Below are 17,314 nucleotides of genomic sequence, written 5' to 3' on the forward strand. Positions count from 1 at the left end.
GAGAAAACTTGATTGGAGCAAGCCACCCGCAGTGGCGGCGTTACACGAGCACGCGTTGGTCGCGGTAGGACTTGCCACCACGCGAGAGCGTGACCGTGCCACCGCGGGCTTCGATGACCGGCAACGCGGCCAGCGCGTTCACCACGTGATGCATGGTCGGAAGGTCCGCCCAAGTTGCCTTGTGGAAGCGCACGGTGCCCACGCCCGCCTGGCGCTGCTCGACATGCCTGTCCGGATCGCTGGCCGGCGTGAGCGTCACCTGGCATAAATCCGCCTCGCCCCAGGCGCCCGTGCGCGGCTTGTATTTCAGCATCAGGTTTCCGTCCGACGCGGGACCTTGTTGGTTCGTCTCCGCATCGTGCAACTGCGAAACCTCGAGTTCGAGAAAGCGGAATCCCCTCCAGCCTGCTGTACAGATCTGGACGCCGTCCAAGCGGCGAGCCTCCTCGATATCGGCGTAGAGTTTCGGATGCCCGATCTCATCACGCCCGGTAATGATCGCATCGGTGAGATTTTCCCAGACAACGGCTAGAAACTTGCCGGTGGCCCGGTCCCGGCTCCCCTTGAACGTCGCCGGCCAGGTGACCCAGATCATCGTGTAGCCACGCCCCGCGAGCCAATCGATGTCCGTCATGTGATGAAACTCGACCGTCACTGCGGGTTCGCCGGCCAGCGTAAACCCTTCCGGTAGATGCTGCTCCAGCGCCGAAGCATCGGTCAGGAAACTCGCCGCGACGGAGAGCGTTCGTTTGCTGCGCTTCGGGTCGGCCACGGCGTCGCCCGGCCATTGGCGAGGTCCATCCGCCGGTCCGAAATGCGTCGGCATTCGATAGATGCGCCCGGCCTCAAATCGATAGCTCATTGCTCATCCTTTTTATTCTACACATCGGGATATTTGACACCGTGGTCAAATTTGACACGTATGTCAATAATAAATTTGACACCACTGTCAACAATGCGTTATATCTTGACGTCATGGTCAACACGCGACAATTCGACGAAGATGCCGTGCTGGAGGTCGCGCTGAAGACCTTCTGGCAGAACGGGTTTGCTGCGACATCGATGATCGACGTGGCGGAAGCCACGGGGGTTCAGCGCGGCAGCCTTTACAACGCCTATACCGACAAGGAGCAGTTGTTCCTGCTCACTTACGAGCGCTACGCAAGCCGCTTTCTCGACTCTGTCAGGCTTGCGCTGTCGAACCCGGATCCCGCGGTCGCACTGACAGCCTTGCTCAAGGGGATCATCGCGAGCTTCAGCGTGGGCGCTCCGACGCGCGGCTGCCTGACGACCAAGACGGCGATCGAACTGCCGCTTGCCGGCAAGGCGATCGAGGCCCGGGTCAGGCGCCTGCTCGAAGATTTGACCACCCTGATCCGGGACGCGCTTTCGATGCCGGCCGCGCGGCGAAAGCTCAGTTGCGATCCCGACGTCGCTGCGGACCTCGTGGTCACCTTCACGCGGGGACTGGCGGTGATGGAGCGCGCTTTTCGGAATCCCCGGCACCTGGAAAAAATGGCGCAGCAATTCGTGAAGGTGCTGGTGCCGGAAGCCAGGCGCCGCTAGCTCGTGACGCATGGCGCGATCAAAGCGCTGTCGAACGAGCGCGGACGCGCACTCTGAAATATTCAACCATCATCCATGCCATTTACGAACTGGTATCGCGCACGGATGCGCGTTATCTGATGGTCAATAACCCCGCGAGTCCATGATGCCTCATTTGACCGCCCTGCTCGGCTTTGCGCTTGTCTCCTTCGGCATCGTGCTGACGCCCGGGCCGAACATGATTTACCTGATCTCCCGCTCGCTCACACAGGGCCCTGCGGCCGGAATCGTGTCGCTCGGCGGCGTCGCGCTCGGCTTTGTGTTCTACATGCTGTGCGCGGCATTCGGCATCACCGCGCTGTTGCTCGCGGTGCCCTACGCCTACGATGCGCTCCGCCTTTCGGGTGCCGCGTATTTACTGTGGCTGGCGTGGCAGGCGCTGAAGCCGGGTGGCCGCTCGCTGTTTCAGGTCAAGACGCTGAAAGTCGACGGTCCGCGCAAATTATTCGCGATGGGATTCGTCACCAATCTGCTCAACCCGAAGATCGCCATGCTGTATCTGGCGCTGCTGCCGCAATTCATCGATCCCGCGGCCGGCAGCGTCCTGGTGCAGTCGGTCGTGCTGGGGTCGATCCAGATCGTGATCAGCGTCAGCGTCAACGCCATGATCGCGCTCGCCGCCGGATCGATCGCAAGTTTCCTAGGCACGCGCCCGAGTTGGCTGTTGGCCCAGCGCTGGCTGATGGGCACGGTGCTCGCAGGTCTCGCGGTGCGGATGGCGATGGAAACAAAGCGGGCGTGACTATCCTGCCTTCTCGCTTGACGAGAAACGGAAGAGTCCGTCAATCCGGCAGATAGCAATACTCGTCAGTTCAGATGCCGAGCGCGCTCTGGTAGGCGAAAAGTGCCGGCACGCCGCCCGTGTGCAAGAAGATGACATCCTCGTCCTTGCGCCAACGCCCTTGACGGATCAGGGCGATCAAGCCCGCAAGTCCCTTGCCCGAATAGACCGGATCAAGCGGGAGAGCCTCGAGCTGGCCGGCAAGCCGAATCGCTTCGATTGTCGCTTCGTGCGGGACGCCGTAGGCAGGTCCTGCGTGCCCGGCGATGACTTCCACCGTTGCTTCGTCGAAGGGAAAATCAAGCAGATTGGAGGCTTCTCGCGCCAGCACCGCGACGTCCGATCTCACCCTCGCAGGCTCGGCGTCGATATCAATCCCGACGATCCGCGTGTTTGGCATCGCCACGGCTGCACCGGCGACAAGACCGGCCTGCGTGCCGGCACTTCCTGTACAGTGCACAATGGCGGCGGGTACGAAGCCCAATCGCGCTGCCTGAAGTTCCATCTCGGAAATCGCCGTGGCATAGGCAACGGCGCCCAGGGTATTCGAAACTCCATACGGCACAAAGTATGGCCTGCGACCCTTGGCTTCGAGATCCCCGACGAGCGAGCGAATGGCGGCGTTGCGGTCGCCGGTCCACGCCACGTCGTGGAGGTGCGCGCCAAACAGCCGATTGAGGAATGCATTTCCAGACGTCCTGTATTCGGGCGTCGGCGGTTCGAGCCGGCCGTGGTAGACGGCGAGATGGCATGCGAGGCCCAGCTTAGCGGCAGCCGCGGCAACCTGCCGCTGGCTGTTCGATTGAACAACGCCGCCAGAGACGATGGTATCGGCGCCGCTCGCGAGTGCCTCGTACAGGACATAGTCAAGCTTGCGCAGCTTATTGCCCCCAAAACCGAGCCCCATGGCATCCTCGCGCTTGACCCACAGCCGCGGTCCGTCAAGATGAGCCGTCAGTCGCTTCATCGGCTCGAGCGGGGTCGGCAGATCGGCCAAATCCAAGCGGGGAAAAACAGCGAGCCTGTCTGATAATGGCTTGCGATCCGTTGGCACCGTTCTTCTGTCTCGAAATTCACGTTCAAGCAATTGGCCGGCGCTGGACGCGTAGGCGCGCCGACACGTTCCTTCCAGGAGCAAGCAAAGATGAAGCGGACTAATCCAGCTTCGCTTCGATGCCGCGCTTGACGGCCGGCCTCGTCATCATCGCGTCGTACCAGCGGCCGACATGGGGAAAATCCGCAAACGACACCTTGTGACGTTCGTGCCGCCAGGCCCACCCGAGGATCGCGAAATCCGCCACCGACAGCGCGCCGGCGACGAATTCATGACCGGCCAGGCGCCGGTCCAGCACGCCATAGAGCCGGCGCGTCTCGGCCATATAGCGCTTCAGGCCGTAGGCGCGGTCCCGCTCATTCTCCAGCGCAATGAAGTGGTGCACCTGCCCCGGCATCGGCCCAAAGCCGCCCATCTGCCACATCAGCCATTCATAAACCGGAATACGCTCGGCCAAAGGCACGGGTAAGAACTTGCCGGTTTTCTCCCCGAGATAAAGCAGGATCGCACCGGATTCGAACACGCTGACGGGTTTGCCGCCGGGGCCGTCGGGATCGACGATCGCCGGAATCTTGTTGTTCGGGCTGATCGCCAGAAACGACGGCGCCATCTGCTCGCCCTTGCTGATATTGACCGGAACGACCTTGTAAGGCAGCCCCATCTCCTCGAGCGCAACGCTGATCTTGCGGCCGTTCGGCGTATTCCAGGTGTGCAGTTCGATGGTCATCGACGGTTCCTAGGGCGTTGGGAGGAGCGTGTCTTTAGCATCGTGCCGAGCCGCCGGAAATGCCGCAGCGCGCCTACCCCCTTGCCGATTTGGGGGTGCCAAGACTCGCCATTTAGCGGCATCGGCCCGGCTGTGCGCTGTTGACGGTGTGGGTTCCGCTCTGGATATGACGCCCGTCCCCGCATAAATTGCGCCTCCCATACCGGAGATCATTTTGTCCAAATCCGCGTCCCGCGCCCGCCTCGTCGAGATCATTCGCAAACGCTCTTTCGGGCGCGGCGAAATTACCTTGGCTTCCGGGCGCAAGAGCAATTTCTATTTCAACCTCAAGCCGACGATGCTCGATCCGGAAGGCGCCGCCTTGCTGGCCGAATTGACTTATGAGGCGCTGAAGGACGACGGCCTCGACTATATCGGCGGCCTGGAAATGGGCGCGGTCCCGCTGGCCGGCGCCGTCGCCCAGCTCTCCTGGCTCAAGGGCCATCCGATCGCGGCCTTCTTTGTACGCAAGAAGCCGAAGGAACACGGCGCAAGACTGGCAGTCGAGGGCCTGACCAAGAACGAGAGCCTGCAAGGCAAACGTGTGGTGATCGTCGAAGACGTCACCACGACCGGCGAATCGGCATTGAAGGCGGTCGAGGCGGTGCGCGATGCCGGCGGCGAAGTCGTTCTGGTGCTGACCATGGTGGACCGCGAAGAAGGCGCGGTCGAAAACTTTGCGCAAGCCGGCCTTGCCTTCCGCTGGCTGTTCCGGGCGAGCGAATATCTGAAGGACTGAAATTCTTGTTCCCGCTGTCTCCCGCATCTCGCGGGGCGAGACAGTATATGAAGCAGTTTCTTTATCGCTCCCGTGCCCTTGCTCATAGCTCGTTTACCATCCCGCACTAATGTCGACGACGGCGGGCAGTGAGTTACTGCCGACTTAAGGTCCTGGCGTCGGGTGGAGTGAGCGTTGCGTACAGAGTTGACCGATCAGCGCCGGCGGCGGCGCAAGATTCCTGCGGCCGCCATCCTCCTTGCCAGCGCATTTCTTGCGCCGCAAGAAGTCGCCGCCGAAGGCCTGTTAGACATGTTTTTCGGCGGGCTTCAGAAACAGCAGCAGCGCCAGGCACAGCCACCCCAGGCGAATTTCTTCGCCGACCCTTTCCAGCAGAATCAGCCGCCCGCGCCGGCGCCGCGACAAGTGGCCTCCGGCGGCCCCGCTTTTTGCGTGCGAAGCTGCGACGGCAAGTATTTTCCGCTGACGCGCAGCAACGCTTCGCCGATCCAGATGTGCCAGGCCTTCTGTCCGGCCAGCCCGACCAAGGTCTTTTATGGCAGCAACATCGACGGCGCGACGAGCGCGACCGGCGAGCGTTATGCCGATAGCGAAAACGCCTTTGCCTATCGAAAGGCGCTGCGCACCGACTGCACCTGCAACGGCCGCGATGCCGCCGGCCTTGCGCCGGTCGATTTGATGCTGGATGCTTCGCTGCGCGCAGGGGACGTGATCGCCACGACAGATGGGCTGGTGGCCTATTCCGGCATCAAGGTCGGCAACAACCAGAACCCCGAATTCACCCCGGTCGCCTCCTACCCAGGTCTGACGGCGGAAGTCCGCACCCGTCTCGGCGAAATGAAGGTGGCGCCAGTCGCGGCAGATGCGATCGGCAATGAGGCCTCGAGGGTGGATATCAGCAGCGACGTCACGGCGTCCATCACACCCGCGCCGAAACCTCTTTCGCGCGCCAAGCGCGCGGAATCGAAATGATCGTCCTGCCTCGCGGTGGCGCGCTGATGCGTGTCGTTACCGCCCGACAATGACGCCAATGACGTTCGGCGCCGCGCGGTATTTCTCCTCGATTTGCGCCCGCGCGGCGGTGCGGTTTTCCGATGTGAGCAGGCCGCGTTTCTCGGCGAGGATCATCCAGCAATAACCCCACCAGTCCGTCAGCATGCCCTCCTCGTCCACGAGGTCATAGCCTTGTTCCGCGGCGAACAGGCGCGCCGGCGCCTCATCGAGCGAATCCAGAAAGACGTGGTCGGCGTCGGAAAACAGATCGTCGCTGATGTCGTCGGTGGTGTAGCCCCAGACCGACTGGCAGACGGCGTTGAATTCCCGGTCGATCGCATCATCGTCCACAAGCTGACGGCGGGAGGTTTTATGCAGGCGCGACAGCGAACGGGCGAAGTCGGCGATGCGGGTGAGCGCGAATTGGTCGAAGGCGATGGTGGACATGTAGTCCTCGAAATCTCGGATAGACCCTAGATGTTGTGTCGGAATATCTCGAATCACTATGATATATCAAAGACTTGCTAAAGTGTTCTTAATTTGTTCTAGCCAAAGCGAGACGCTGCCCTTTGGTAGAGGGTAGTTTTGGAAGGAGCGAAAAATGCCGCGAAGCGACGTCGTGCGGAAAGCCATCGCGTTAGGTCGCGACAAGGGCTTTGTGACCTTTGGTGAGCTCAACGAGATATGGCCTTCTACCCATGACCGAGCCAGAAAACGTCGAGGCTGTGATGGCGGCCTTAAGTGATGAAGGATAAACGTTATTGAAGACGAGGGACCATAGCCGGATCAGGCATCAGCCTGTTAAATCGGCCCGGTCCTTGCATGAAATTCATGCAAACGTCGCACAATTAAAGTCCCGGGTTTCGATCCCGGTGCAAGGTGCTGTATCGTGGGGGCCGCCGCAGGGGATTTAATTTGTCAGAGCCTTCTATCCCAGTTTTCTCGGTGCCGGATCCCATCGACGAACTGGCGCTGACCGAAATCAAGAGCGCTATTCTCGCCAAGCTCCGACTTGCGATCGGCAAGGACGCCGGCATGGCGACCAAGCACGACTGGTACAAGGCGGCGGCGCTGGCGCTGCGTGACCGCATCGTGCATCGCTGGCTTACGGCCGAGAAGATGAGCTACGACGCCGGCCGCAAGCGCGTCTATTACCTCTCGCTCGAATTCCTGATCGGCCGCCTTTTCTCCGACGCCTTGAACAATATGGGGCTGTTGGCGCTGTTCGACGCGGCGCTGGGCGATCTCGGCGTAGGCCTGTCGGAGTTGCGCAAATGCGAACCGGACGCGGCGCTCGGCAATGGCGGCCTCGGCCGGCTTGCCGCGTGCTTCATGGAAAGCATGGCGACACTCGGCATCCCCGCGATCGGTTACGGCATCCGCTACGATTTCGGCCTGTTCCGCCAGATCATCAACAATGGCTGGCAGAAGGAATATCCGGACGAGTGGCTGAGCTTCGGCAACCCCTGGGAATTCCAGCGGCCGGAGGTGGTCTATCACGTCCATTTCGGCGGCGGTGTCGAACACGTCGATGCCAAGGGGCGTGACCGCGCGATCTGGCATCCGGCGGAAACCGTGCAGGCGGTCGCCTACGACACCCCGATCGTCGGATGGCGCGGTCAGAACGTCAACGCACTCCGCCTGTGGTCGGCCCGCTCGCCCGATCCGCTCCGGCTCGACGTCTTCAACAGCGGTGACTACGTCGGCGCAGCCGCTGAGGAAACACGCGCGGAATCGATCTGCAAGTTTCTCTACCCGAATGACGAAAGCCCGGCGGGCCGCGAACTGCGGCTGCGCCAGGAATATTTCTTTGTCTCGGCCTCACTTCAAGATCTGATCAAGCGTCATCTGGCGGCAGACGGGCAGATACGCGGTCTCGCGGCGAAAGTCGCGGTGCAGCTCAACGATACCCACCCGAGTCTGGCCGTCACCGAGTTGATGCGCATTCTCGTCGACCTGCACAACATCCGCTGGGACGATGCGTGGAAGATCACGGTCGACACGCTGTCCTACACCAACCACACGCTGTTGCCGGAAGCGCTAGAGACCTGGCCCGTCGAATTATTCCAGCGGCTGTTGCCGCGGCATCTGGAAATCATCTACCGCATCAATGTGGCCCATCTTGCGCTCGCCGAGGAGCGCTGTCCTGGCGATGTCGATTTCCGCGCGTCCGTCTCCCTGATCGACGAGAGGTCTGGCAGGCGCGTGCGGATGGGGCAACTGGCTTTCGTCGGCTCCCACCGCATCAACGGCGTCTCGGCCATGCATTCCGATCTGATGAAGGAGACCGTGTTCCACGATCTCAACCATCTCTATCCCGGGCGCATCACCAACAAGACCAACGGCATCACCTTCCGCCGCTGGCTGATGCTCGCCAATCCGAAGCTGACCGACCTGTTGCGCGAGGCCTGCGGCGACGCCGTGCTCGACGATCCGACCCGGCTGCAACTGCTTGAAAAGAGCGCCGGCGACAGCGCATTTCAGGAAAAATTCCGCAGCGTCAAGCATCACAACAAGATCGCACTGTCGCGCCTGATCGGCGAAAAGATCAACATCAAGGTCGACCCGGCTGCGCTGTTCGATGTGCAGATCAAGCGCATCCACGAATATAAGCGCCAACTGCTCAATATCCTGGAGGCGATCGCGCTTTACCACGCGATCAAGGATAATCCGCAAGGCAACTGGGTGCCGCGCGTCAAGATTTTTGCCGGCAAGGCGGCGGCGAGCTACCGCTACGCCAAGCTGATCATCAAACTCATCAACGACGTTGCCGAGGTCGTCAACAACGATCCCGCGGTCGCCGGCCGCCTGAAGGTCGCGTTCCTGCCCGACTACAATGTCAGCCTTGCGGAAGTGATCATTCCGGCCGCCGACCTCTCCGAACAGATTTCGACCGCGGGCATGGAAGCGTCAGGCACCGGCAACATGAAACTCGCCCTCAATGGCGCCATCACCATCGGTACGCTCGACGGCGCCAATATCGAAATCCGCGATCATGTCGGCGCGGAGAATATCGCGATCTTCGGCATGGAAGCGATGGACGTGGTGGTGCGGCGCAAGCAGGGCCTCGACGCCACCGACGTGATCAGAGCTTCGCCCGCGCTCTCGCGCGCCATCAACGCCATCGGCAGCGGTGAATTCTCACCGGACGATCCGAGCCGCTTCGAATCGATTGCGCACGCGCTGCGCCATCTCGACCACTACATGGTCAGCGCGGATTTCGATTCCTACTATACGGCGCAGCGCGGCATCGATGCGCGCTGGCAGACGCCGGCGGCCTGGACCCGGGCTTCTATCCTCAACGTCGCCCGGATGGCCTGGTTCTCGTCCGATCGCACCATCACCGAATACGCCGAGGATATCTGGAACGTTCCGGTGAACGGCCACGTCAAGGTCGAGCCGCTTCGCGCCGAGGGGTAAAGCCTCTATTCCCTGACGACATCATCGCCCGCGGCTTCCAGGCGGAAGGCCGCCGCAAACAACGCGCGGGTATAGTCGGTTTGCGGGCGCTTGAACAAATCTGCCGCAGCGCCTTCTTCCACCACCTTGCCATCACGCATCACGATCAGGTGGCTCGCGAGCGACGCCACCACACGCAGGTCATGCGAAATGAACATGTAGGTCAGGTCTCGCCGGCGCTGCAGTTCGCGCAACAAATCGACCATCTGGGCCTGAAACAGCATATCGAGCGCGCTGGTCGGCTCATCCAGCACGACAAAGTTTGGCTCCAATACGACGGCCCGCGCAATACTGATGCGCTGGCGCTGTCCGCCGGAAAATTCGTGCGGATAGCGAAACCGTGTCGCCGGATCGAGACCGACGTCGCGCAACGCCTGGATCACGCGCGCTTCGCGCTCGGCTTGCGAGAGCGATGGCTGGTGCACGCTGAGCCCCTCGACCACGATGTCGCCGACCGACATTCGCGGGCTTAAGGCCCCGAACGGATCCTGAAATACGATCTGCATGTCGCGGCGGTAGGGAAGCATTTCCTTGAAGCGGAGGCCCTGGATTTCTGCGCCTAAGAAGACGATCGGCCCGTCGGAGGAAATCAGGCGCAGCAGCGCAAGACCGAGCGTGGTTTTGCCGGAGCCGGATTCGCCGACGACGCCGAGCGTCTCGCCCTTGCGCACCGACAGGCTGACGCCGTCGACGGCCTTGATGTGGCCGACCGTCGAGCGCAGCAGGCCGCGCTTGATCGGAAACCAGACCTTCAGATCGTCGGCCGAGATCACGACCGGAGATTCAGGCCGCGGCGGCGCCGGATCTGGCTTGGGCTCGGCGGCGAGCAGCGCGCGGGTATAGGGATGTTTCGGCGCAGTGAAGACGTCCTCGACCAGCCCCTGCTCGACGATCTTGCCGCCGTTCATGACGCAGACCACGTCCGCAATGCGGCGCACGATGCCGAGATCGTGGGTAATGAACAAGAGGCTCATGCCGAGCCGTTTGCGGATGTCGGCGAGCAGCGCCAGAATTTGCGCCTGCACCGTGACGTCGAGCGCCGTGGTTGGCTCGTCCGCGATCAAGAGATCCGGTTCGTTGGCGAGCGCCATCGCGATCATGACCCGTTGGCGCTGACCGCCGGATAGCTGATGCGGATAGCTCCTGAGACGTGTCTGCGGATCGGGAATACCGACTTGGGTCAACAGCTCCAGCGTGCGCGAACGCGCCATCTGGCCGCCGACGCCCTGATGCAGTTGCAGGATTTCACCGATCTGCGACTCAATCGTATGCAGCGGATTGAGCGAGGTCATCGGCTCCTGGAAGATGATCGAGATGTCGTTGCCGCGAATGCCTCGCATTTCGCGCTCCGACATCGTCAGCAAGTCGCGGCCCTTGAACAAAATGACGCCGGAAGGATGCGAGGCGGTCGGATACGGCAGCAGCTTCAAAACCGACAGCGCGCTGACCGACTTGCCGGACCCGGATTCACCAACCAGCGCCACGCATTGTCCGCGCTGAATCGAAAATGAAACATGGTCGACTGCAATCGTGTCGCCGCTCGGCTGGTGAAACGCCACCGACAGGTCGCGGACATCGAGCAAGGGCTGGTTGACGGCGTCCATGGCCGGGCTCACCTGAACGTCTTGCGCGGATCGAAGGCGTCGCGGACGGCTTCGCCGATGAAGATCAGGAGCGACAGCATGATCGCGACCGCAAAGAAGCCGGTAAAGCCGAGCCACGGCGCCTGAACATTCGCCTTGCCTTGCGAAAGTAGCTCGCCGAGCGAGGGTGAACCCGGCGGAAGCCCGAAGCCGAGGAAATCGAGCGCGGTCAGCGTCATCACCGACGACGAAACGATGAACGGCAGGAAGGTCATCGTCGCCACCATCGCGTTCGGCAACAGATGGCGGAACATGATAACGGCGTTGGAAACACCGAGTGCCCGCGCCGCCTGGATGTATTCGAAATTGCGGCCTCGCAAAAATTCTGCGCGCACCAGACCGACCAGCGATACCCATGAAAACAACAAGAGGATACCGAGCAACACGAAGAAGCCAGGCACCAGCACTGAAGACAGGATCAGCAGCAGATAGAGCGAGGGAATCGCGGTCCAGACCTCGATCACACGCTGAAAGGTCAAATCGATCCAGCCGCCGAAATAGCCCTGCACCCCGCCCGCGGCAACGCCGATGATCGAGGAGATGATGGTGAGGCTGAGGCCGAATAGCACGGAGATGCGGAAGCCATAGATCAGGCGCGCGACGACGTCGCGACCCTGATCGTCGGTGCCGAGCCAGTTATATTCCAGGTCGCGGCAGCTCTTGAGGCCTTTTCTTTCCACCACTTCCTTGCATTGCGCTTCCGTTAGCATCCAGGTCGGCGGCGACGGCGCGGGCGTCGGAAGATCAAGATTGTGCGTGTCAAAGGAGTAGCGGATCAGCGGCCAGATAATGGTGCCACCCTTCGCTGCGATCAATTTCTGTAAGTAAGGATCGCGATAATCGGCCGCGGTTTCGAAATCGCCGCCGAAGGTCGTCTCGGAATAGCTGACGAAGGCAGGCCAATACGAATGTCCGTCAAACCGGATGAAGAAAGGCCGGTCATTGGCAATGAGTTCGGCGAACAGCGACACGAAGAACAGGAAAAGGAAAATCCACAACGACCAAAAGCCCCTGCGGTTCGATTTGAAATTCTGCCAGCGCCGGCGGTTAAGCGGAGAGATGCCAAGCCCATGGCTCGTCGACGGAACCGCCGCGCCGAGTGGCGCCTGCGTGGTCGTCTCGACCGGAGGCGGCGGAGGCGCGGCGCCATCTTTCTGAAGCTCGTACATCAGACCTCTCGCGCCTCGAAATCGATCCGCGGATCGACCCACATATAAGCGAGATCGGAGATCAGATTGACGACGAGACCGACCAGCGAAAAGATGAACAGCGTTCCGAACACCACGGGATAGTCGCGGTTGAGCACGCTCTCGAAGCCGAGCAGACCGAGTCCGTCGAGCGAGAAGATGGTCTCGATCAGGAGCGAGCCGGAGAAGAACGCATGGATGAAAGCGCCGGGAAATCCGGCGATCACGATCAACATCGCGTTGCGGAAGATGTGGCCGTAAAGCACCTGGTTCTGGCTGCACCCCTTGGCGCGCGCCGTCATCACATATTGCTTGCGGATTTCATCGAGAAAGGAATTCTTGGTCAACAACGTCATAGTGGCGAAGGCGCCGAGCGCCATCGATATCAGCGGCAGAGTGATGTGCCAGAAATAGTCGATGATTTTCCAGTACCAGGGAAATTGCGACCAGCCGTCCGACGTCAGCCCGCGCAACGGAAAAATATTGAAGAAGGAGCCGCCGGCAAACAGGATGATCAAGAGGATCGCGAACAGGAATCCCGGTATAGCAAAGCCGACGATGATCACCGCCGAGGTCCAGGTATCGAATTTCGAACCGTCCATCACCGCCTTGCGGATGCCGAGTGGAATCGAGATCAGGTAGGTCAAAAGCGTCATCCAGATGCCGAGCGACATCGAGACCGGCAGCTTCTCCTTGATCAGTTGCAGCACACTGACGTCGCGAAAATAGCTTTTGCCGAAGTCGAACCGCGAGAAATTCCATACCATCAAGAGAAAACGCTCGGGCGCCGGCTTGTCGAAGCCGAACTGCTTCTCCAGGCTCTTGATAAAGTCAGGATCTAGTCCCCGCGCGCCGCGATATTTGGAGCTTACCGCATCCGACGACACACCGACCTGGTTGCGCCCCCCGAAATCGCCACCCGAGCCCGAGATCCTCGACGTACCTCCGGTATCGGCCCCGGACAGTTGCGCGATCACCCGCTCGACCGGGCCGCCGGGCGCGAATTGCACAACGACAAAGGAGACGAACAGGATTCCCAACAGCGTGGGAACCATCAACAAAATGCGGCGTGCGATATAGGCGCCCATGTGTTACTTCGCCTGCTCGGCTGCGGCCGCTTTGCTGGCGTCCGCCCACCAGTTGTCCGGCGCACCAACACCCGATGCGTAACGCGGAGGTTTTTCAGGGTGAGCGAACAAATCCCAATAAGCGAGCTTATGCGTGTTGGCGTACCACTGCGGCACCCAGTAACGCCCGGCGCGAAACACCCGGTCGAACGCCCGGCAGGCAACCGTCAGATCGGCGCGGCTGTCGGCGGCGAGAACCTTTTCGACCAGTGTATCGATCACGGGGTCGGCGATGCCGGCAAGATTATAGGAACCTTTGGTCTTTGCCGCCTGCGAGGTGAAGAATGGCCGCATGCCATCGCCCGGGGTCGCCGACATGCTGAAGCGTTCGATGGTCATGTCGAAATCGAAGTCTTCAACGCGCGCGCGGTACTGGACGGGATCGACGAGGCGCAAGCTGGCCTCGATGCCAAGCGTCCCGAGATTCTTGATGTAAGGCGCATGGTGCGGCTCGATCGACGGCTCGTCGACGAGAAACTCAATCCGGAAGATTTCGCCATTCGGCAGCAGACGCTTGCCATCCTTGATCGGCAGGCCCGCGTCTTGCAGCAATTGCTGCGCCTTGCGCAACAGCGCGCGATCCTGTCCTGATCCGTCCGAGACCGGCGGCACGAAGGGCGCGCCGAATACCTCATCCGGCACCTGACCACGAAACGGCTCAAGCAGCTTGAGCTCTTCCGGCGACGGCACGCCGCTCGCTACCATATCGGAATTCTGGAACGGCGAGTGAGTGCGCGCATAAGCGCCGTACATGATGGTCTTGTTGGTCCATTCGAAATCGAACGCCTGGATCAGCGCCTCGCGCACGCGCGAATCCTTGAATTTGTCGCGGCGGGTATTGATGAACCAGCCTTGCGCTCCGGATGGCGTTTCATCCGGCAAGATTTCGCGTTTGACGCGGCCGTCGCGCACCGCCGGAAAATCATAACGCGTCGCCCATACCCGCGAGGTGAACTCTTCGCGATAGAGATAATTCCGCCCGGTAAATCCCTGGAAGGCAACGTCGCGGTCCCGGTAAAATTCATAGCGCACGACATCGAAGTTATAGCTGCCTCGGGCGACGCCAAGATCGCGCCCCCACCAGTCCTTGACCCGTTCGAACTCGACGAAGCGATTGACCTCAAATTTTCCGACCTTGTAGGGGCCGGAGCCGAGCGGGACGTCGAGCGTCGATTCTTCAAACGGCCGCGTGGCGTAATAGGCTTTCGAGAAGATCGGCAGGCTTGCGACATAGAGCGGGACATCGCGCGCCCGCTTTTCGGCGAAGGTGACGATCAGCGTCGCATCGTCCACAGCCTCCGCTTTCACCATATCGCGCATTTGCTGCAGGATCAGCGGATGGCCCTTGGTCTTGAGCGTCATCAGCGAGAACGCGGCGTCCTGCGCCGTCAGTTTGGAACCGTCGTGGAATTGGGCTTCAGGACGCAGCGTGAAGCGATAGGTCAGCTTGTCCGGCGAAATCTGTACTGATTTCGCCACCAAGCCATACATCGCATCGGGTTCATCGCCCGCACGCACCATCAACGGCGCAAACGTCATGTCCATGCCCTGCGCCCCCTCGCCTTTGAGGACATAGGCGTTGAAGGAGTTGAAGGTCTGATAGGACTGGTTGTAGGCACGAACCGACGGGATCAGCGAAAACATGCCGCCTTTCGGTGCGGCCGGATTGACGTAGTCGAAGTGCTGAAAATCAGCCGGGTATTTCAAGTCGCCGAACACCGAAAGCCCATGGGCCTCGCTGGGAGCATCCGTCGAAAGCGCCGGCCGCAGCCACGGCACGCCCGAAACGCCGGCACCGAAAACACCAGCGCCAAGACCGAGCACATGCCGGCGAGAGAGAGACGTCATGGCGGAAAATTCCTCAAGATCTCTTGCCGATTCTGGCGGCCTTGTCGGCATCGAACCACCACAAAGCGGGGAATCCGGTGAGCCCGTATTTCGGCATTTCGGCCGGCCGGCCGAAGCGATCCCAGCGTGCAGTCCGCGCTTTGGGATAATTCCACTGCGGCACCACGTAAGAATTCCACAGCAGAACGCGATCAAGCGCTTTGGTCGCAGCGACCAAATCTTCCCGATCCGTCGCGAAAATCACTTTATCAACCAGGGCATCGACCGCAGGGTCTTTGATGCCAATCAAATTTCTGGAACCCAGCACATCGGCAGCTTGCGATCCCCAATATTCACGCTGTTCATTTCCGGGCGATAGCGACTCCGGCCAGCTATCGATAATGATGTCGAAGTCGAAATTTCGTTTTCTATTTTCGTACTGCACTTCATCGACCACGCGAACTGAAGCAGTTATGCCAATACGCTCCAACGACGGCTTAAAGAACAATGCGACTCGTTCGTAGGTCGGATCCTCCACCAGGATCTCTGCCGTCACGGGCTTACCGGTTGGATCCAGCAACTTACGGTCCTTGATTTCAAATCCGGCTTCTTTGAGCAGTTTCGTGCTTTCCCGGAGGTTGTTGCGGACGGCGTCGGGATTGCCACCGACGGGATTTTGATAGGGCGAGGTGAACACTTCGGCCGGCACTTTGTCACGGACCGTCTCGAGGATCGCAAGCTCGCGCCCTTGCGGCAGCCCGGCGCACGCAAGCTCCGATCCGGCGAAGTAGCTACCGATGCGGAAATACTGCCCGAAGAAAAGCTGCTTGTTCATTTCCTCGAAGTCGAAAGCCCAATTTAGTGCGCGCCTGACCCGAATGTCCTTGAACTGGTCGCGGCGGATATTGAGCACAAAAGCTTGCATGCGGCCGGAGCTGCGGTCCGGAAACTCTTCCAGCACCACACGCTTCTCGGTCACAGCAGGGAAGTCGTAGGCCGTGGCCCAGTTCTTCGCGCTGTTTTCCAGGCGCCAGTCGACCTGATCTCCTTTGAAAGCTTCGAGCGCAACAGTGGAATCGCGGAAGAATTCGTAACGCAGCTCATCGAAATTGTTCTGGCCAACCTGAACCGGCAGATCGGCACCCCAGTAATCCTTGACACGTTCGAGGCTCAGCGAGCGGCCGGCGACAAACTCCTTGATACGATACGGGCCGGAGCCCAGCGGCGGCTCCAGCGTCGTCTGGGAAATATCACGCTTGCGGCCCTGGCTGTCGCTGCCGTCCCAATAATGCTTGGGCAAGACCACAAGCTCGCCGACGATATGCGGCAGTTCGCGGTTTCCCGGCGCGTCGAATGTGAACTTGATCTCACGCTCGCCGGACTTCTCGGCCTTCACGACGTGGCGATAATACGAAGCGTACATCGGGCTGAGTTTCTTCAGCTGTTCGAGTGAAAAGACGACGTCTTCCGGCGTGACCGGCTTGCCGTCGTGCCAGCGCGCTTCCTTGCGCAGCCGATAAACCACCCAGGCAAAATCGTCGGGGTGCTGGGCGGCTTCCGCCAAAAGGCCATATTCAGTCGCGACCTCGTCCAGCGCATGTGCCATCAGTGTTTCGTAGATTAGCCCGATGGGAGCGATCGAACCTTTGACGCCCGAAACCACGATGTTGAAATTGTCGAAGGTACCAACTGCGATCTGCCGCACGATGCCGCTCTTCGGCGCGCCGGGATTAACGTAATCGAAGCGCTTGAAGTCGGCGGCATATTTAATGTCCCCAGACAGTGACAACCCGTGCCGCCAGACCGGCGCGCTTGCGGCGGTCTGAGCCTCGGCGGAACTGATGATCGTAAAGCCGGAAGCCGTGCCGAGCGCTGGCGCAACGGCAGCAGCCGCGCCGCCCTGCAAGAGATGTCTTCGGTTCAGTGCCAAAGGCAAAATCCTCTCGTAATCCGCGGTATCAAGACCGGAGTATAAGGCAAGGTTTCGGCCGCTTAAGTTGCTTTTTGCTCATGATTACACCCCTTCTGGGGCGAAAGGCCGCGGTAACAATAGTGAGACCCGCCTGGCTCTGGCTGAACCAGAATAGGAACCCATACCAGAACGCAAAACGGCCGGAGCTGAACCCGGCCGTT

At 60.6% G+C, this 17,314-nt stretch carries 14 protein-coding genes; 5 read left to right on the plus strand and 9 right to left on the minus strand.

Annotation, left to right across the window (positions count from 1 at the left end; all coding sequences use genetic code 11):
* Positions 1 to 40: 40 nt before the first annotated feature.
* Positions 41 to 826 carry an acetoacetate decarboxylase family protein gene (locus tag ABSE61_RS23230; protein ID WP_423873478.1) on the minus strand — a complete coding sequence of 262 codons (786 nt, stop codon included), beginning with the start codon at positions 824 to 826 and terminating at the stop codon, positions 41 to 43.
* Positions 827 to 903: 77 nt separating this feature from the next.
* Here ABSE61_RS23230 and ABSE61_RS23235 point away from each other — a divergent pair, with 77 nt between their 5' ends.
* Positions 904 to 1,566 carry a TetR/AcrR family transcriptional regulator gene (locus ABSE61_RS23235; RefSeq protein WP_423873479.1) on the plus strand — a complete coding sequence of 221 codons (663 nt, stop codon included), beginning with the start codon at positions 904 to 906 and terminating at the stop codon, positions 1,564 to 1,566.
* A 145-nt stretch (positions 1,567 to 1,711) separates the two neighbouring features.
* Positions 1,712 to 2,347, plus strand: a complete 636-nt coding sequence (locus ABSE61_RS23240) for a LysE family translocator (RefSeq protein WP_423873530.1) — start codon at positions 1,712 to 1,714, stop codon at positions 2,345 to 2,347.
* Positions 2,348 to 2,417: 70 nt separating this feature from the next.
* Here ABSE61_RS23240 and ABSE61_RS23245 read toward each other — a convergent pair whose 3' ends face one another.
* Complete coding sequence (locus ABSE61_RS23245) at positions 2,418 to 3,440, minus strand: D-cysteine desulfhydrase family protein (RefSeq protein ID WP_423873480.1); 1,023 nt, start codon at positions 3,438 to 3,440, stop codon at positions 2,418 to 2,420.
* Positions 3,441 to 3,540: 100 nt separating this feature from the next.
* Positions 3,541 to 4,167 (minus strand): glutathione S-transferase family protein, encoded by a 627-nt coding sequence (locus ABSE61_RS23250; protein WP_423873481.1) that lies wholly within the window; start codon positions 4,165 to 4,167, stop codon positions 3,541 to 3,543.
* 214 nt (positions 4,168 to 4,381) lie between these two features.
* Here ABSE61_RS23250 and pyrE point away from each other — a divergent pair, with 214 nt between their 5' ends.
* Together pyrE and ABSE61_RS23260 are read left to right on the plus strand one after the other, a co-directional pair.
* Entirely contained in the window at positions 4,382 to 4,945 is a 564-nt protein-coding gene (gene pyrE, locus ABSE61_RS23255) for an orotate phosphoribosyltransferase (protein ID WP_423873482.1), read from the plus strand.
* A 174-nt stretch (positions 4,946 to 5,119) separates the two neighbouring features.
* The gene (locus ABSE61_RS23260) at positions 5,120 to 5,917 is read left to right on the plus strand and encodes a DUF2865 domain-containing protein (protein WP_423873483.1); all 798 of its coding nucleotides are present in this window, start codon (positions 5,120 to 5,122) and stop codon (positions 5,915 to 5,917) included.
* Between the two features lie 36 nt (positions 5,918 to 5,953).
* Here ABSE61_RS23260 and ABSE61_RS23265 read toward each other — a convergent pair whose 3' ends face one another.
* Positions 5,954 to 6,385 carry a hypothetical protein gene (locus tag ABSE61_RS23265; protein WP_423873484.1) on the minus strand — a complete coding sequence of 144 codons (432 nt, stop codon included), beginning with the start codon at positions 6,383 to 6,385 and terminating at the stop codon, positions 5,954 to 5,956.
* A 468-nt stretch (positions 6,386 to 6,853) separates the two neighbouring features.
* Between ABSE61_RS23265 and ABSE61_RS23270 the strand changes: the two genes are divergently transcribed.
* On the plus strand, positions 6,854 to 9,358 hold the full coding sequence (locus tag ABSE61_RS23270; RefSeq protein WP_423873485.1) for a glycogen/starch/alpha-glucan phosphorylase: 2,505 nt from the start codon (positions 6,854 to 6,856) through the stop codon (positions 9,356 to 9,358).
* Between the two features lie 5 nt (positions 9,359 to 9,363).
* Here ABSE61_RS23270 and ABSE61_RS23275 read toward each other — a convergent pair whose 3' ends face one another.
* From ABSE61_RS23275 to ABSE61_RS23295, 5 genes are read right to left on the minus strand one after another with little or no spacing between them, the layout of a single operon-like run.
* Positions 9,364 to 11,001 carry an ABC transporter ATP-binding protein gene (locus ABSE61_RS23275; RefSeq protein WP_423873486.1) on the minus strand — a complete coding sequence of 546 codons (1,638 nt, stop codon included), beginning with the start codon at positions 10,999 to 11,001 and terminating at the stop codon, positions 9,364 to 9,366.
* 8 nt (positions 11,002 to 11,009) lie between these two features.
* Positions 11,010 to 12,209 (minus strand): ABC transporter permease, encoded by a 1,200-nt coding sequence (locus tag ABSE61_RS23280; protein ID WP_423873487.1) that lies wholly within the window; start codon positions 12,207 to 12,209, stop codon positions 11,010 to 11,012.
* Entirely contained in the window at positions 12,209 to 13,315 is a 1,107-nt protein-coding gene (locus ABSE61_RS23285) for a microcin C ABC transporter permease YejB (protein WP_423873488.1), read from the minus strand. The genes ABSE61_RS23280 and ABSE61_RS23285 overlap by 1 nt, the downstream gene beginning before the upstream one ends.
* A gap of 3 nt (positions 13,316 to 13,318) precedes the next feature.
* Positions 13,319 to 15,202, minus strand: coding sequence for an extracellular solute-binding protein (locus tag ABSE61_RS23290; protein ID WP_423873489.1), 1,884 nt, complete (start codon positions 15,200 to 15,202; stop codon positions 13,319 to 13,321).
* 13 nt (positions 15,203 to 15,215) lie between these two features.
* On the minus strand, positions 15,216 to 17,111 hold the full coding sequence (locus tag ABSE61_RS23295; RefSeq protein ID WP_423873490.1) for an extracellular solute-binding protein: 1,896 nt from the start codon (positions 17,109 to 17,111) through the stop codon (positions 15,216 to 15,218).
* Positions 17,112 to 17,314 lie beyond the last annotated feature (203 nt).

The sequence above is a fragment of the Bradyrhizobium sp. genome (assembly GCF_049519115.1).
Lineage (GTDB): Bacteria > Pseudomonadota > Alphaproteobacteria > Rhizobiales > Xanthobacteraceae > Bradyrhizobium.

Excerpts from the sequence above, each read along its gene's own strand:
- ABSE61_RS23250 (WP_423873481.1), bottom strand. The coding sequence starts at position 4,167 with ATGACCATCGAACTGCACACCTGGAATACGCCGAACGGCCGCAAGATC.
- ABSE61_RS23265 (WP_423873484.1), bottom strand. The coding sequence starts at position 6,385 with ATGTCCACCATCGCCTTCGACCAATTCGCGCTCACCCGCATCGCCGAC.
- ABSE61_RS23280 (WP_423873487.1), bottom strand. The coding sequence starts at position 12,209 with ATGTACGAGCTTCAGAAAGATGGCGCCGCGCCTCCGCCGCCTCCGGTC.
- ABSE61_RS23240 (WP_423873530.1), top strand. The coding sequence starts at position 1,712 with ATGCCTCATTTGACCGCCCTGCTCGGCTTTGCGCTTGTCTCCTTCGGC.
- ABSE61_RS23285 (WP_423873488.1), bottom strand. The coding sequence starts at position 13,315 with ATGGGCGCCTATATCGCACGCCGCATTTTGTTGATGGTTCCCACGCTG.
- ABSE61_RS23290 (WP_423873489.1), bottom strand. The coding sequence starts at position 15,202 with ATGACGTCTCTCTCTCGCCGGCATGTGCTCGGTCTTGGCGCTGGTGTT.
- ABSE61_RS23275 (WP_423873486.1), bottom strand. The coding sequence starts at position 11,001 with ATGGACGCCGTCAACCAGCCCTTGCTCGATGTCCGCGACCTGTCGGTG.
- ABSE61_RS23230 (WP_423873478.1), bottom strand. The coding sequence starts at position 826 with ATGCCGACGCATTTCGGACCGGCGGATGGACCTCGCCAATGGCCGGGC.